At 72.4% G+C, this 14,845-nt stretch carries 8 protein-coding genes, 1 pseudogene and 1 riboswitch; of the genes and pseudogenes, 5 read left to right on the top strand and 4 right to left on the bottom strand.

From position 1 onward, the window contains the following. Positions 1-19: 19 nt before the first annotated feature. Positions 20-3,067 (top strand): annotated as a pseudogene (locus tag BLW14_RS28450) (type I polyketide synthase); the annotation flags it as partial. 72 nt (positions 3,068-3,139) lie between these two features. Here BLW14_RS28450 and BLW14_RS28445 read toward each other — a convergent pair. The 4 genes from BLW14_RS28445 to BLW14_RS28430 all read right to left on the bottom strand — a co-directional run bounded on the left by BLW14_RS28445 (position 3,140) and on the right by BLW14_RS28430 (position 8,318). Then, positions 3,140-4,354, bottom strand: a complete 1,215-nt coding sequence (locus tag BLW14_RS28445) for a cytochrome P450 (RefSeq protein WP_093709982.1) — start codon at positions 4,352-4,354, stop codon at positions 3,140-3,142. 77 nt (positions 4,355-4,431) lie between these two features. Next, positions 4,432-6,957 carry a SpoIIE family protein phosphatase gene (locus BLW14_RS28440; RefSeq protein WP_177154128.1) on the bottom strand — a complete coding sequence of 842 codons (2,526 nt, stop codon included), beginning with the start codon at positions 6,955-6,957 and terminating at the stop codon, positions 4,432-4,434. 136 nt (positions 6,958-7,093) lie between these two features. Then, positions 7,094-7,282 carry an antitoxin gene (locus tag BLW14_RS28435; RefSeq protein ID WP_093709981.1) on the bottom strand — a complete coding sequence of 63 codons (189 nt, stop codon included), beginning with the start codon at positions 7,280-7,282 and terminating at the stop codon, positions 7,094-7,096. A gap of 163 nt (positions 7,283-7,445) precedes the next feature. Next, the gene (locus BLW14_RS28430) at positions 7,446-8,318 is read right to left on the bottom strand and encodes a transglycosylase SLT domain-containing protein (protein WP_093709980.1); all 873 of its coding nucleotides are present in this window, start codon (positions 8,316-8,318) and stop codon (positions 7,446-7,448) included. A 3-nt stretch (positions 8,319-8,321) separates the two neighbouring features. Continuing rightward, positions 8,322-8,506, bottom strand: a riboswitch (cyclic di-AMP (ydaO/yuaA leader). Between the two features lie 487 nt (positions 8,507-8,993). On the opposite strand from BLW14_RS28430, the gene BLW14_RS28425 reads away from it, so the two are divergent. From BLW14_RS28425 to BLW14_RS28410, 4 genes are all read left to right on the top strand, one after another. Continuing rightward, positions 8,994-9,830 (top strand): 2,3-dihydro-2,3-dihydroxybenzoate dehydrogenase, encoded by an 837-nt coding sequence (locus tag BLW14_RS28425; RefSeq protein WP_093709979.1) that lies wholly within the window; start codon positions 8,994-8,996, stop codon positions 9,828-9,830. 56 nt (positions 9,831-9,886) lie between these two features. Beyond that, positions 9,887-11,554, top strand: a complete 1,668-nt coding sequence (locus BLW14_RS28420; RefSeq protein ID WP_093709978.1) for a (2,3-dihydroxybenzoyl)adenylate synthase — start codon at positions 9,887-9,889, stop codon at positions 11,552-11,554. A 32-nt stretch (positions 11,555-11,586) separates the two neighbouring features. Further along, entirely contained in the window at positions 11,587-12,219 is a 633-nt protein-coding gene (locus BLW14_RS28415) for an isochorismatase family protein (RefSeq protein ID WP_093709977.1), read from the top strand. Between the two features lie 166 nt (positions 12,220-12,385). Next, a complete protein-coding gene (locus tag BLW14_RS28410) occupies positions 12,386-14,596 on the top strand; it encodes a HelD family protein (protein WP_093709976.1) in 2,211 nt (736 codons plus the stop codon). Positions 14,597-14,845: the final 249 nt, after the last annotated feature.

Genomic DNA, 14,845 nt, shown 5'->3' with positions numbered 1-14,845 from the left:
GTACGAGAGGGCAAGGGCGATGAGTAACGAGGACAAGCTCCGCGACTATCTGAAGCGGACCACGGCCGACCTCCGGCAGGCCCGGCGCAGGATCAAGGAGCTGGAGGACAAGGATCACGAGCCGATCGCGATCGTGTCCATGGGCTGCCGTTTTCCGGGCGGTGTCGATTCGCCGGAGGCTCTGTGGCGGCTGGTGACGGCGGAGACGGACGCGGTGTCCGATCTGCCGGAGGACCGGGGCTGGGACCTGGAGGGGCTGTACGACCCCGATCCGGACCGGCCCGGGACGGCGTACACGCGCGAGGGCGGGTTCCTGGAGGGTGCGGGCGGGTTCGACGCTTCGTTCTTCGGGATGGGCCCTCGGGAGGCGGTCGCGACCGACCCGCAGCACCGCCAGCTCCTGGAGGTGGCCTGGGAGACGCTGGAACGTGCCGGGATCGCCCCGGACTCCCTGCGCGGGAGCCGGACGGGCGTCTTCGCGGGGGTGGTCTCGCAGGCGTACGTGCCGCCGCCGGACCGGGTCCCCGAGGGGTACGAGGGGCATCTGATGACGGGCAACGCGACGAGTGTCGCGTCCGGGCGGATCGCCTACCACCTGGGGCTCGAAGGCCCGGCCGTGACGCTCGACACCGCGTGCTCGTCGTCGCTGGTGGCGATGCATCTGGCGGCCCAGTCGCTGCGGCGCGGCGAGAGCGATCTCGCGCTGGCGGGCGGGGTGACGGTGATGGCGACGCCGGTGCTGCTGGTCGAGTTCAGCCGGCAGCGGGGGCTCGCCCCCGACGCCCGCTGCAAGGCGTTCGACGCGGCGGCCGACGGCACCGGCTTCGCCGAGGGCGTGGGCCTGGTGCTCCTGGAGCGGCTGTCCGACGCGCGCCGCAACGGCCGACGCGTCCTCGCCGTGCTGCGGGGCTCGGCGGTCAACCAGGACGGGGCGAGCAACGGACTCACCGCGCCCAACGGCCCCACCCAGGTCCGGGTCATCCAGCAGGCCCTGGCCTCGGCCCGGCTGGCTCCACAGCAGGTGGACGCGGTGGAGGCGCACGGCACCGGCACGCGGCTCGGCGACCCGATCGAGGCGCAGGCCCTGCTGGCGGCGTACGGGCAGGGGCGTCCCGAGGGCGAACCGCTGCTGCTCGGCTCGCTCAAGTCGAACATCGGCCACACCCAGGCGGCGGCCGGGGTCGCCGGAGTCATCAAGATGGTGCAGGCGATGCGGTACGGAGTGCTGCCGCGCACCCTGCACGTGACGGAGCCGACTCCGCACGTCGACTGGGCGTCCGGCGCCGTGGAACTGCTCACGGAGTCCGTCGCCTGGCCCGACCGGGACCGGCCGCGCCGGGCCGGGGTGTCGTCCTTCGGGATCAGCGGCACCAACGCGCACGTCATCCTGGAACAGGCCGCGAGCGATGCCGGGCCGGACGCGCTGCTGCCGGAGCCGCCCGCGCCGTGGCCGCTGTCGGCCCGTACGGAGTCCGCGCTGCGGGCCCAGGCCGGCCGGCTGCACGCGTGCCTCGTCGCGGCCCCCGAGCTGTCGGGCCATGACGTGGGCCGGACGCTGGCCCTGGGCCGTACGGCGTTCCGGCACCGCGCGGTGGTGCTGCCGGGCGACCGCGCCGGACAGTTGGCCGCGCTGGCGTCGCTGGCGTCGGGGAGCAGGCCGGCGGGGGTGGCGCGCGGTGACGCGGCGGGGGCCCCGTCCACCGCCTACCTGTTCACCGGGCAGGGCAGCCAGCGCCCGCGCATGGGCGCCGAGTTGTACGAGTCCCGGCCCGTCTTCGCCAAGGCTCTGGACGAGGTGTGCGAGGCGTTCGAGCCGCTGCTGTCCCGCCCCTTGAAGAGCCTGCTGTTCGCGGACGAGGGCAGTGCGGAGGCGGGACTGCTGGAGCGCACGGAGTACGCGCAGCCGGCGCTGTTCGCCGTGGAGACCGCCCTGTTCCGGCTTCTGCGGCAGTCGCTTCCGGCGCCGGGGCAGGTCGCCGGGCACTCGATCGGCGGGCTCGCGGCCGTGCACGCGGCCGGGGTGCTGTCGCTGGAGGACGCCTGCGTGCTGGTCGCCGCCCGGGGGCGGCTGATGCAGCGGATGCCGGACGGCGGCGCGATGACGGCGTGCGAGGCGACGGAGGACGAGGTGCGCGAGGCCCTTGCCGGGTACGCGGACCGGGTGAACGTGGCGGCGGTCAACGGGCCGCGCTCCACCGTGGTTTCGGGCGACGCGGATGCGGTGGACGAGGTCGCCGGGGTGTTCCGGGCGCGGGGGCGCAGGACGCGCGCGCTGCGGGTGAGCCACGCGTTCCACTCGCCCCATATGGACGGGGCGCTCGACGAGGTGCGGGCGGTGGCGGCGGGGCTGCGGTTCCATGAGCCGCTGATCCCGGTCGTCTCGGATCTGACCGGGCGCCGTGCGGGCCTGGACGAGCTGCGGGAGCCGGACTACTGGGCGCGTCAGCTGCGTTCACCGGTGCGGTTCGGGGACGCCGTGGCGGCGCTGGCCGAAGGGGGCGCGGAGGCGTTCTTGGAGGTGGGGCCGGACGCCGTGCTGACCCCGCTGGTGGCGGTCTGCCTGCCGGGGGCCACGCCGTTGGCGGTGCCGTCGCAGGTCCGGGACCGTCCCGGCGAGGAGACGTTCGCGGTGGCGCTCTCGGCTCTGCACGCGGCGGGGGCCGGGGTGCGGTGGGAGAGCTGGTACACGGAGACGTCGGCGGCTCCGGCCGAGCTGCCGACGTACCCCTTCGAGCACACACACCACTGGTGGCCGGTCCCGGCGGGCCGGGCGCCCGAGGTGCGGCACGCGCCGGAGACCGGGCCGGTGCCGGTGCCGGCGGACGGCGGTTCGCTGCTGGATCTCGTACGGCTGCACGCGGCGGATGTGCTCGGTCACGCGTCACCGGAGTCGATCGCGGCCGAGGACAACTTCCTGGACATCGGCTTCTCGTCGTTCACCGCGCTGGAGGTCCGCAACCGGCTCTGCGAGGCGACCGGTCTGGTGCTGCCGCCGGTGCTGCTGTTCGAACACCCGACTCCGTCGGCGGTGGCCGGGTTCATCCGGGACGAGCTGGCCGCCGCGTAGCGGGGGTACGAGGAAGCCGGGGCCCTCGGACAGGGCCCCGGCTTCCTCGTCCGTATGACGTGTGCGGGTCGATCACCAGGTGACGGGGAGGCGGAACACCCCCTGGACGGAGCCGCCCGGTTTGACGCCCAGGGCTTCGAGGGGTTCGGTCAGCCGCAACGTCGGTATACGCACGGCGAGTTCGCGCAGGGCGATCTCCAGCTCGGCGCGGGCGAGGTTCTGGCCGATGCACTGGTGGACGCCGTAGCCGAAGGCGAGGTGGTGGCGGGTGCCGCGCCGGACGTCGAGGGTGTCGGGGTCGGTGAAGACGTGCGGGGAGCGGTTGGCCGCCGCGTTCGGGAGGTAGACGCCGTCGCCCTCCTTCACCACCACCCCGCCGATCTCGATGTCGGCGGCCGCGACCCGCTGGAGTTCGTCGGCGACCGAGAGGAAGCGCAGCAGTTCCTCGACCGCCCCGGCGGCCACATCGGGGTCGTCGCGCACCTCCGCGAGCTGGTCGGGGTGTTCGAGCAGGGTGAGGACGCTCAGACCGATCATGTTGGCGGTCGTCTCGTGACCGGCGACCAGCAGGAACATCGCGATGGAGGCCAGTTCCCGGCGGCTCAGCTCTCCGGTGGTCAGCCGGCCGTTGATCAGCTCGTCGAGCAGGCCCTCTCCCGGTTTCTCCTCCTTGGCGGTGATGAGCTCGTCGAAGTAGCCGACCAGGGCGGCTGCGGCGTCGGACGCCTCCTGCGCGGTGCTCGTCGCCTGCACCATCCGGCTCGTCTGCTGCTCGAAGAAGTCGTGGTCGGAGTACGGCACGCCCAGGAGTTCGCAGATCACGGTGGACGGGACCGGGAGCGCGAACTCGGGCACCAGGTCCGCGGTCGTCCTGCCGCCGGCGAGGAGGGCGTCGATCTTCTCGCCGACGACGCGGCGGATGGCGGGGCGCAGCGAGTTGACGCGCTTCACGGTGAAGCTGGGGATCAGCATGCGCCGCTGGATGTCGTGCTCCGGCGGATCCGTCCCCACGAGGGCCGTCAGTTTGGCGGCCGCCATGCGCGGGACGAGTACCGGGAAGTCGGGGCGGGTCCGGTCGGAGGAGAGCCGGGGGTCCACGAGCAGCCGGCGGGTCTCCTCGTAGCCGGTGACCACCCAGGCCACGCGGCCGTCGTAGAGGCGGACCCGGGCGAGCGGGCCCTCCTTGCGCAGCTCCGCGTATCCGGCGGGCGGGTGGTAGGGGCAGCCGCGCGTCATGGGGAACTGCGGCAGCCCCACGGTCTCGTCGGTCACGGTGTCGATGGTCATGCGGCCCCCAGGCGCTCGGTCCACAGCCGGCTCTCCGGTGTGGGACCGGCATTGTCGGGAGGGCCGGTTAAGAGGTTCTAAAGCCGCCCGCGCACGACCTCGCCGTCGTCGTCGGTCCACCGGGCCGCGAGCAGCAGGGCGATGTCGTCGGGCCGGTCGGCGGCGAGCCGGGCCCGGCTGATGACGTGGTCGGCGGTGTCGGCCAGGGGTACCGCTCCGAGGCCGGCGATCGTGCCGCGCAGCCGCTCGACCCCGATGTCGATGTCGATGCCGGCCTGCTCGACGAGGCCGTCGGTGTAGAGGGCGAGCGTCGCGCCTGGGTCCAAGTGCAGCTCCGTGACGGGGTACGCGGCGTCGGCGTCGATGCCGAGGACGATGCCGCCCGGGAGCTCCATGACCTCGGTGGTGCCGTCGGGGCGGCGCAGGACGGGCTGGGGGTGTCCGGCGCGCACGGCGTGCGTCCGGCCGGTGGCGGGGTCCGTCACGATGTAGCAGCAGCTCGCGAACTGGCCGGTGTCGAGGTCGATGAGCAGGCGGTTGGTGCCGCTCATGACCTCCTGCGGGTCGTGTCCGCTGAGTGCGAAGGCCCGTACGGCGCTGCGGAGCTGGCCCATGGTGGCGGCGGCGGAGACGCCGTGGCCCTGGACGTCGCCGATGACGAGGGCGAGCCGGCCGTGGGTCTCGATCACGTCGTACCAGTCGCCGCCGACGTCCATGCCCTGGGTGCCGGCCAGGTAGCGGCCCTGGGTGTCGATGCCGTGTACGGCGGGCAGCCGATGGGGCAGCAGGGCGTCCTGGAGGCCCCGGGCCAGGGCGGCCTCGGTGTCGTAGCGCTGGGCGCGCTGGAGCGCCTGGGCGATGAGGCCGGCCAGGGCGGTGAGGACCGTGCGCTCCTCCGGGCTGAAGCCGCGCGGCTGGTCGAAGCCGAGGATGCAGGAGCCGACGAGCCGCCCGGAGGCGATGAGCGGCAGGAAGGCGCGGGCGCCGACGTCCGCGTCCATGGGGATGCCGGGGTAGGCGGCGCCCAGGCGCTGCATGGACTCGAAGAAGATCGGGCGCCCGGTGGTGAGCGTCTCCACGCCCGGGATGCGGGCGTCCAGGCTGACGGCGTCGAACCTGTCGAGGAAGCCCTGCGGGAAGCCGGTCTCCCACTCCAGGTAGAGGTGGCCCTCCTTGAGCAGGTAGATCGCCAGCTGCCGGCCGCCGAACGCGGGCAGGAGTTCCTCGGTGACCACCCGGGAGACCTGGCGGGCGGTGACGGCCTCGGTGAGCGCGATGGCGAGGGCGACCGGGCGGTAGAGGGCCGCGGACCGGTCGGCCGGGGAGCCGAGCCCCAGGCCGGGCGAGACGACGGAGTCCGGGGCGTAGGCGGGCTCGTCGGTGGGGGTGAGGACGGCGGTCAGCCCGTCGTGGCCGGGGTACAGCGAGACGGAGAGCCAGGGCGGCGGGTCGCGCCGGGCGAGGAAGTGGACCGGGGCGTCGGAGATCATCGCGGCCCGGTAGTGGTCCTCGTACGCGGGGTTCGCCGACCAGGGCAGCGCCTCCCAGAAGACCCGCCCGACCAGCTCGGCGCGGGCCCGGCCGAGCATCTCCTCGGCCAGCGGGTTGACGTAGGTGATCCGGCCGAAGCGGTCGAGCGAGAAGATGCCGCGCGGCAGCCGGTCGGCGGCCTCCGCGACGACCGGGCCGATGCCCAGGTCCACCAGGAAGCCGGCGAGGTGCCCTGCGGGCCCGGCCTCGTCGTCCCGGCGCCCGGAGACCTCCAGCAGGTGGGAGCGACCGTCCGGGCCGCGCAGCCGCATCCGGCGCACGACGGGGCCGTGGGAGCCCGCCGCCTGCCGGGCCAGCGCCCAGAGGCCGTAGACGTCCTCCGGTGCCAGTCTGGCCACCAGGGCCCCGATGGTGCCGGGGAAGCCGCCGGTGCCGGTGCCGAGGATCGCGTCGAGGTCGGCGTCCGCCCGGACTGCGCCGGTGCCGAGGTTCCAGTCGAAGCGGCCGATGCGCACAGGTGGCGAGGTCCCGGCGGGCAGCTGGACGGGCAGCGGTTCCCCGTCCCACTCCGGCCGGGTGCCGGAGTCCGCGAGGGCGGCCAGTTCGGCGCCGAGGCTCCGGGCGATGTGCTGGAGCCGGTCCCGGTCGGCGGCGGGCACCGGCTCGTCAGCGGTCGCGGCGCGCAGGACGACGAGGACGCCGGCCGGCTCGTGGCCGCGCAGGACCGGCACGTACAGGGAGCCGAAGGGGAACGGCAGGCCCGCCATGAGCTGCGGAAAGCGGCGCATGGCGTCCTCGGCGTCGGCGAGGTAGACGGGGCTGCCGGTGCGGAACGCCTCGGCGATCGGGAACGGCCGGTTCACGTGCATCCGCCACCAGGGGCGGAACAGAGGTCCGGGAAGCCCGGCGAGGACGGCCAGGCGGAGCAGGCCGGGGGTGCTGGAGGGCAGGTAGATCCCGCCGGCCCGGCCGCCGACGGCGTCGATGGCGCTCACGACTGATTGCGCGAGCACCAGGGACAGATCGTCCGGCGCCCGTCCGTCGTCGGGTCTCCCGGGAGGGCCGTCGCCCGGACCGAGCGGTACCGGCCCGGCCGCACCGTGCCAGGTCACACAGCCAGGATGCTCCCGCCCGGCCGGTACGCGCACGTCGGAGGGGCCGGATACGTGCTTCCGGGGGCCCGACGCGGCGGAGCGGTGGCCGGCACGGCTGTGGCGGTCACCGCTCCCTCACGGTCCGTACAGGCTCCTACCGGCCCTCGTCGGGCGGGCGGCGGTCACCGAGCTGGTCGTTGATCTTCTGCTGGGCCGAGTCGACCTGGCCTTCGTACTTGCCGCCGGTCCTCTTGTCGACGAAGTCCCCGCCCTTCTCGACGCCCTGCCGGGCCTGATCGGGGTGCCCCTTGATCATGCCCTTGATCTTGTCGAGCATGCTCATGACTGACCTCCTAGAGACGCTGACCGTTCCAGCATCCACGCCAGGTCCGCCGGACGCATTCCGGGGCGGGCCCCTTCGCGTGCACACGCCAAAGGGCGGAAGAAGCGCATTCGCTTCTTCCGCCCCTTGTCACGGCTCCGCCCCGAGCAGGGGGCCGGTGGGATCAGTACGCGCCGAACACGTTGTCCATGGAGCCGTACGTGGCGGCGGCGTAGTTGCACGCGGCCGTGATGTTGGCGACCGGGTCGTAGATGTCCGTCGACGTACCGTCCACGTGGTAAGCGTCGAAGGTGGGCTGGATCACCTGGAGCAGGCCCTTGGAAGGCGTGCCGTTGACGGCGTTGACGTCCCAGTTGTTGATCGCGAACGGGTTGCCGGACGACTCGCGCATGATGTTGCGGTAGATGCCGTCGTAGCTGCCGGGAATGCCGTGCTCGGCCATGACGGCCAGCGATTCCTTGATCCAGCCGTCGAGGTCGTCGGTGTACGCGACCGTCTTGGCCTCGGCGGGCGCGGCGGCGGTCTTCTCGGCGAGGGGGACGGCCGTGCGCTCGGAGCGGTCGGCGCGGTCGGCGCTCTCGGTCCGGGGGGCGGTGTCGCCGTTCTTGTCGTCGGTCTCCGCCTTGAATGCGCTCTTCTTCGCGGCCTTCGGGGCGGCGGCCTCGGACTTGGCGCCGATGGTGAGCTTCAGCCCCGGGTGAATGAGGTCGGGGTTGCTGCCGACAACACTGCGGTTGTCCTTGTACAGCCGCTCCCAGCCACCGCCGAGGGAATGCCCCTGGGCGATCTTGTAAAGCGAATCACCGGAGACCACGGAATACGTGGTGGGCGTGGCCTTGTGCGCGGCAATTTCCTTGCCGGCGACGGAAGTCGGGGCCGCGGCCTTTTCGGCGACGACGGACTTGGCGGGGGCCGCGGAGGCCGATCCGGCGGCGATCAGGGGGAGCGCGAGAACGGCTCCGCCCGCGCTGACGGCGATGAAACCGCGGGTCAGGGACGCGGACTTGGCACGACGGTGCTTACCCGTGATGGGCATGGCGTATTTCCTCTCCGTCGCCTACGAGGTGAGCTGTCGGGTTCGGACTGGAGATGTCCGGTCGCACATGGCGACTTCACCCCTAGCCGCTCCGGATTCCGGACCGGCGGCAAACCTGGGTCCCCCGCTCCTGCCGTACGTGAGTGGTCGGGTTCCCGGACGGCGGCAGGATTCGGCGTTCCATCCGGATTGATGACGGGACCGTAAGCGAGAAACGACGGCCGGAACAAGCCCGGAATTGCTGATCACAATTGTTTTGCAAGATCAATCAAAGGAAATACTCATGATCGCCCGCGGCGGAGGAAGTCAAATTTCTTGGCACGCCTGGGAACCGCGAGATCGGATTGCGCGTCAGAAACGCCGAACGTGACGCTGCCCACTGAGACCGAAGTGGGGCATTAGTCCGTTTCGATAGCCTTAGGGGGCATCAAAGCGCCCCCAATCGCCCACCTTTGACCTTTGCCAAATAAAGGGGCAAAAGGGGCATTTCGGTCTGGCCGGAAGGCCGGAACCCGCCTTCCGGCCCCCTCGCCCACGCGATCAACACATGGTTAGGCTTACCTAAGTGTGTCGGGGTGTTGGCGGCGGCACCGGGGCACGCCCCTGCCCTGAAACGACGTCAATCCTCCGGCACGGCCACACTCACCCCTCGTTTGCAAATGGAGACCCCAGGCCATGGCGCCGCATTGCACGCATGATTCCGGCCGTTCCGTCCCCTCCGGCGAACCGGAACTCGCCGGCCGCCTGGCCCTCGTGACGGGAGCCGGACGCGGCATAGGCGAGGCGGTCGTCCGCGACCTGGCCGCACGCGGCTGCCGGGTCCTGGCGACCGACGCGGCCCCCGAAGGCGTGGACGCCCTCGCCCGGGAGTACGGCCCGAGCGTCGTCGCACGCAGGCTGGACGTGACGGACGCGGCGGCCGTCGATGCCCTCGTGGCCGAGGCCGAGGAGTCGCTCGGCGCCCTCGACATCGCGGTCAACGTCGCCGGGATTCTGCGGTGTTCACCCGTCGCCGAGCTGACCGACGCGGACTGGGCGGCCACGTTCGCCGTCAACACCGACGGGGTGTTCCACGTATCGCGGGCCGTCTCACGCGGTATGGCCGCGCGCGGCGCGGGCAGCATCGTCACCGTCGCGTCCAACGCCGCCGGCATCCCCCGGACGACCATGGCCGCGTACGCCGCGTCCAAGGCGGCCGCCGTCATGTTCACCAAGTGCCTCGGGCTGGAGCTGGCGCCCCTGGGCGTCCGGTGCAACACGGTCTCGCCGGGCTCCACCCTCACCGACATGCAGCGCGGCATGTGGCCGGCCGGCGAGGCGCGCGACGACGGGCCCGCCGCGCGGCGCGTCATAGCCGGGGACCTGGCGAGCTACCGCACGGGCATACCGCTGGGCAGGATCGCGGAGCCGTCCGACATCGCCGAGGCGGTCGCCTTCCTCGTGTCCGACCGGGCCCGCCACATCACCCTGCACGACCTGTACGTCGACGGCGGCGCCACCCTGCGCGCCTGACCCGTCCGCCCGGCGCCCCCGAGAGCGGGCCGTCCCCCTCTGGAGACCTGGAAACGATGACTGCCTCACCGTACGAAGACGCCCCGACCTGGCCCGCCGAGTTCGCCGACCGCTACCGGGCCGCCGGTCACTGGCGCGGCGAGACGTTCACCGGCATGCTGCGCGAACGGGCCGCGGCCCACGGCGACCGGGTCGCGATCGTCGACCCGGCCCCCGAACGCCGCGCCTGGACGTACCGCGAACTCGACGAACGCGCGGCCCGGCTCGCGGCCGGCTTCCGGGCGCGCGGGATAGCCAAGGGCGACCGCGTCGTCGTCCAGCTGCCCAACATCGCCGAGTTCGCCGAGGTCGTCTTCGCCCTCTTCCGCATCGGCGCGCTGCCCGTCTACGCGCTGCCCGCGCACCGGGAGACGGAGATCGCCTACTTCTGCTCCTTCGCGGAGGCCGTCGCCTATGTGGTCCCGGACCGGCACGCCGGATTCGACCACCGGGCGCTGGCCTCCGCGGTGAAGGAGCAGTCGCCCGCGCTGAAGCACGTGTTCGTCGTCGGCGACCCGGGCGAGCACACCGCCCTGTCCGATGTGCCGTGCGAGGAGACGGATGAGCCGGCCGACGGACCCGCGCCGCACGACTTGGCCTTCCTCCAGCTGTCCGGCGGCACCACCGGAGTGCCCAAGCTCATCCCCCGTACGCACGACGACTACATCTACTCGCTGCGCGGCTCCAACGAGATCTGCGGCGTCGACGCGGACACCCGCTTCCTGGTGGTCCTGCCCGCGGCGCACAACTTCCCGATGAGCTCCCCCGGCTGGCTCGGCACGCTGTACGCCGGCGGCACGGTCGTCATGTGCCCGCGCCCCGACCCGGCGACGGCCTTCCCGGTGATCGAGCGCGAGCGCGTCACGATGACGGGCATGGTGCCGCCGCTCGCCCTGCTGTGGACCGACGCCGCCCCGGCGGCGGAGCAGGACCTCTCCAGCCTGGAGCTGATCCTGGTCGGCGGCGCCAAGTACAGCGAGACGGCGGCCCGCCGGCTGGAGCCCGCGCTCGGCTGCCGGCTGATGCAGGTCTTCGGTATGGCCGAGGGCCTCGTCAATTACACACGGCTCGACGACGACCGGGAGACCGTGGTCACCACCCAGGGCCGGCCGATCTCGGAGGACGACGAGATCCGCATCGTGGACGACGCCGGACTGGACGTCCCCGAGGGGCACTTCGGGCATCTGCTGACCCGGGGCCCGTACACCATCCGCGGCTACTGGCGCACCCCCGAGCACAACAGGTCGGCGTTCACCGGAGACGGCTTCTACCGAACGGGCGACATCGTGCGCCGCACCCCGAGCGGCCATCTCGTCGTCGAGGGCCGGGCGAAGGACCAGATCAACCGGGGCGGCGAGAAGGTCGCGCCGGAGGAGATCGAGAACATCATCCTCGCCCACCCGTCCGTGCACGACGTCTCGGTGGTCGGGGTGGCAGACGCGTATCTCGGTGAAAGCACCCTGGCGTACGTGATCCTGCGAGAGGGCGCCGAACCGCTCGGGGCGCTCGCCGTGAAACGGCATGTGCGCGAGCGCGGGATCGCCGCGTACAAGGTGCCCGATCTCGTCGAGTTCGTCGACGTCTTCCCGCAGACGGGGATCGGCAAGGTCAGCAAGAAGGGCCTGCGCACCGAATCCGGGCCGCCTGCTTCCGACGCCCCGTCAGCCCCGGTCACACAGCACTGATTCCGCCCCGAGCGGCACCGAAAGGCTCCCACATGGCACTCCCCGCCATCGCCCCCTATCCCCTGCCCGGCGCGGACGAGCTCCCGGCGAACCGGGTCGGCTGGACCGTCGACCCGGCCCGCGCCGTGCTGCTCGTCCACGACCTGCAGAACCACTTCCTGCGCGCGTACCGCCCCGGCGAGGAGCCGCTGACCGGCATGCTCGCGAACACCACCCGCATCATCGGGGCGAGCCGGCGCGCCGGGATCCCGGTGGTGCACTCGGCGCAGCGCGGCGGTCAGAGCGCCGAGGAGCGGGGTCTCCAGCTCGACTTCTGGGGGCCGGGGGTGGCGGACGACCCGGACGCCCTGGCGGCGCCCGAGGCGGTGGCGCCCGCACCGGGGGACACGGTGCTCACCAAGTGGAAGTACAGCGCTTTCGTCCGCACCGAGCTGGAGTCGCTGATCCGTGACGACGGCCGCGACCAGCTGGTGATCACCGGGGTGTACGCGCACATCGGGGTGCTGATGAGCGCCGCGGACGCGTGGATGCGCGACATCCAGGCGTTCGTCGTGGCCGACGCCGTCGCGGACTTCTCGCGCGAGGACCACGACATGGCGCTGCGCTGGGCGGCGGGCCGCTGCGCGGTCGTGACGACGACGGACGTGCTCCTCAAGGAGATCTGAGCCCCGTACGGTAAAGAGAAATCCCCGGTCCGCAATTGCGGACCGGGGATTTCTCCAGGTATATTGAGTGGTTCTGTGCACCCACAGAAAAGGCCCCTCACCGGGGGCCAACAAGAATCACCATAGCCGTCAGGGAGCTAAATTGTCAACTCGGGAAAGCGCCGAATTGAACAAGGAGCAGGAATTCGTCGACCGGCTCTACGACCGTGTCGACGTGCTGCGTGGTGTCGCCGCCGAGCAGGTCCAGGACGCCCTGACGCCGGTCGGCACCGGGCAGCAGGCCCGGCTCGAACGCGATGTGCTGGTCGCCGAGCGCTCGGGCCTGCTGGCCGCGCTGAACGCGGTCGACGGTTCGCTCTGTTTCGGCCGCATCGATCTCTCGGACGGCGCCGCGCACCATATCGGCCGTATCGGAATCCGCGAGGACGACGCGGAACACACGCCTTTGCTGATCGACTGGCGCGCCCCGGTGGCCCGCCCCTTCTATCTCGCGACCAACCACACCCCGATGGGACTGCGCCGGCGCCGCCACATCACCACCGAGGGCCGCGCGGTCACCGAGCTGCACGACGAGATCCTCGACATCGAGGACCACGAGCGCACCGGTTTCGAGGACCCGAGCGGCGACTCCGTCCTGCTGGCCGCCGTGAACTCCGCGCGCACCGGCCGCATGGCCGACATCGTGCGGACCATCCAGGCGGAGCAGGACCGCATCATCCGCGCGCCGCACCGCGGTGTCCTCGTCGTCGAGGGCGGCCCGGGCACCGGGAAGACGGCGGTCGCGCTGCACCGGGCGGCGTTCCTGCTGTACGAGGAGCGGGAGCTGCTGGCCAAGCGGGCGGTCCTGATCGTGGGCCCCAACCCGGCCTTCCTCAGCTACATCGGCGAGGTGCTGCCGGCGCTCGGTGAGACCGGGGTGCTGCTCGCCACGCAGGCCGAGCTCTTCCCCGGCGTCCACGCGCGCGGCACGGACACGCCCCGGGCGGCGGCGGTGAAGGGCGGCGCGGCCATGGCCGAGGCGCTGGAGCTCGCCGTGCGCGACCGGCAGCTGCTGCCCGAGCCGGGCGCCCCGCTGATCGTCCCGCACGACGACGGCGACCTGGTTTTGGACTGGGAGATCGCCTACGAGGCCCGGCAGGCGGCCCGCGACACCCGGCTGCCCCACAACCTGGCCCGGCCGCACTTCGCGTTCCGGATCATCGACGCGCTGACCGCCCAGCTCACCGAGCGCATCGGCGCCGACCCGTACGGCGGGCCCAACTTCCTGGGTCCCGACGACATCGCCCAGCTCGGCAAGGCAGTCGCGGTCAGCCGGGAGGTGCACGCGGCGATCGACGAGCTGTGGCCGCCGCTCACCCCGCAGGGCTTCCTCGCCGACTACCTGGCCGAGCCGGTCCATCTGCCCGAGGCGGACGCGGAGGCCGTCAGGCGCGCGCCCGGCGAGGACACCTGGACACCGGCCGACGTGCCGCTGCTGGACGAGGCGGCCGAGCTGCTCGGCTTCGACGACAGCGCCGAGCGGGCCGCCGCCGAGGCGGAGCGCCAGGAACGGATCGCGTACGCCCAGGGTGTGCTGGAGCTGTCCCGGGGCTCGGAGTCCTTCGAGTTCGAGGACGAGGAGTCGGAGCTGCTCGCCGCCCACGACATCATCGACGCGGAACGGATGGCCGAGCGCCAGGAGGAGGCCGACCACCGCAGCGCGGCCGAGCGGGCCGCCGCCGACCGGACGTGGGCGTTCGGGCACATCATCGTGGACGAGGCGCAGGAGTTGTCGCCGATGGCGTGGCGGCTGCTGATGCGACGCTCGCCGACCCGGTCGATGACCCTGGTGGGCGACCCGGCGCAGACCTCGGAGGAGGCGGGCGTCGGCTCGTGGCAGGAGATCCTGGCACCGTACGTGGGCGACCGGTACGAGCATGTGCGGCTCGGGGTCAACTACCGTACGCCGGCCGAGGTGATGGAGGTCGCGGCGAAGGTGCTGCGGGCCGAGGACCCGTCGTTCGAGCCGCCGGGGTCGGTGCGGTCCACGGGCGAGGTGCCGTGGGCCCGGGACTCCGGGGCGGACCTGGCGGGCGCGGTGGCGCGGGCGGTCGCCGAGCTGACGCCCACCGAGGGGCGCCTCGCGGTGATCGCGCCGGGCGAGCTGCACGAGGAGATCGCGGCGCCGCTCAACGGGGTCGTGCCCGGCGCCGAGCCCGATCTGACCCGCACGGTGGTGCTGCTCGGGCCCCGGCAGGCCAAGGGCCTCGAATTCGACCACGTCCTGGTGGTGGAGCCGGGCAGGTTCGGGACGAGCGACCTGTACGTGGCGCTGACCCGCGCCACGCAGCGGCTGGGCATCCTGCACCGGGAGCCACTTCCGGCGTCCCTGCGCTGACGGGCCAGTTCAACCGGGTCCACGGGCCGGGCTGTTGCGCGCGAACAGCCCGGCCGGACGGACGGGTTCCGGGGAACCTTGACACGCCGGACCGGCAGGAGGAGCATCCTCACGTCGTTGACAACGTTGTCGGGGCGACGCCGTTCCTCCGCGGTCACGGCGCCGGGCTCCCGCCGCGTTGACCGTCCGTCACATCAGAAGGGCAGGAACGGTGCCACAGACGTACAAACGTCGTACGCACACCGTGCT

Source organism: Streptomyces sp. 2131.1 (genome assembly GCF_900105515.1).
Taxonomy (GTDB): Bacteria; Actinomycetota; Actinomycetes; order Streptomycetales; family Streptomycetaceae; genus Streptomyces; species Streptomyces drozdowiczii.
Note: the sequence above shows the minus strand (reverse complement) of the source record. Positions and strands in the feature narration are given on the sequence as shown.

What these genes read in the sequence shown, in the direction of transcription:
- BLW14_RS28445 (WP_093709982.1), bottom strand. Translation starts at nt 4,354, where the DNA reads ATGACCATCGACACCGTGACCGACGAGACCGTGGGGCTGCCGCAGTTC.
- BLW14_RS28435 (WP_093709981.1), bottom strand. Translation starts at nt 7,282, where the DNA reads ATGAGCATGCTCGACAAGATCAAGGGCATGATCAAGGGGCACCCCGAT.
- BLW14_RS28430 (WP_093709980.1), bottom strand. Translation starts at nt 8,318, where the DNA reads ATGCCCATCACGGGTAAGCACCGTCGTGCCAAGTCCGCGTCCCTGACC.
- BLW14_RS28425 (WP_093709979.1), top strand. Translation starts at nt 8,994, where the DNA reads ATGGCGCCGCATTGCACGCATGATTCCGGCCGTTCCGTCCCCTCCGGC.
- BLW14_RS28420 (WP_093709978.1), top strand. Translation starts at nt 9,887, where the DNA reads ATGACTGCCTCACCGTACGAAGACGCCCCGACCTGGCCCGCCGAGTTC.
- BLW14_RS28415 (WP_093709977.1), top strand. Translation starts at nt 11,587, where the DNA reads ATGGCACTCCCCGCCATCGCCCCCTATCCCCTGCCCGGCGCGGACGAG.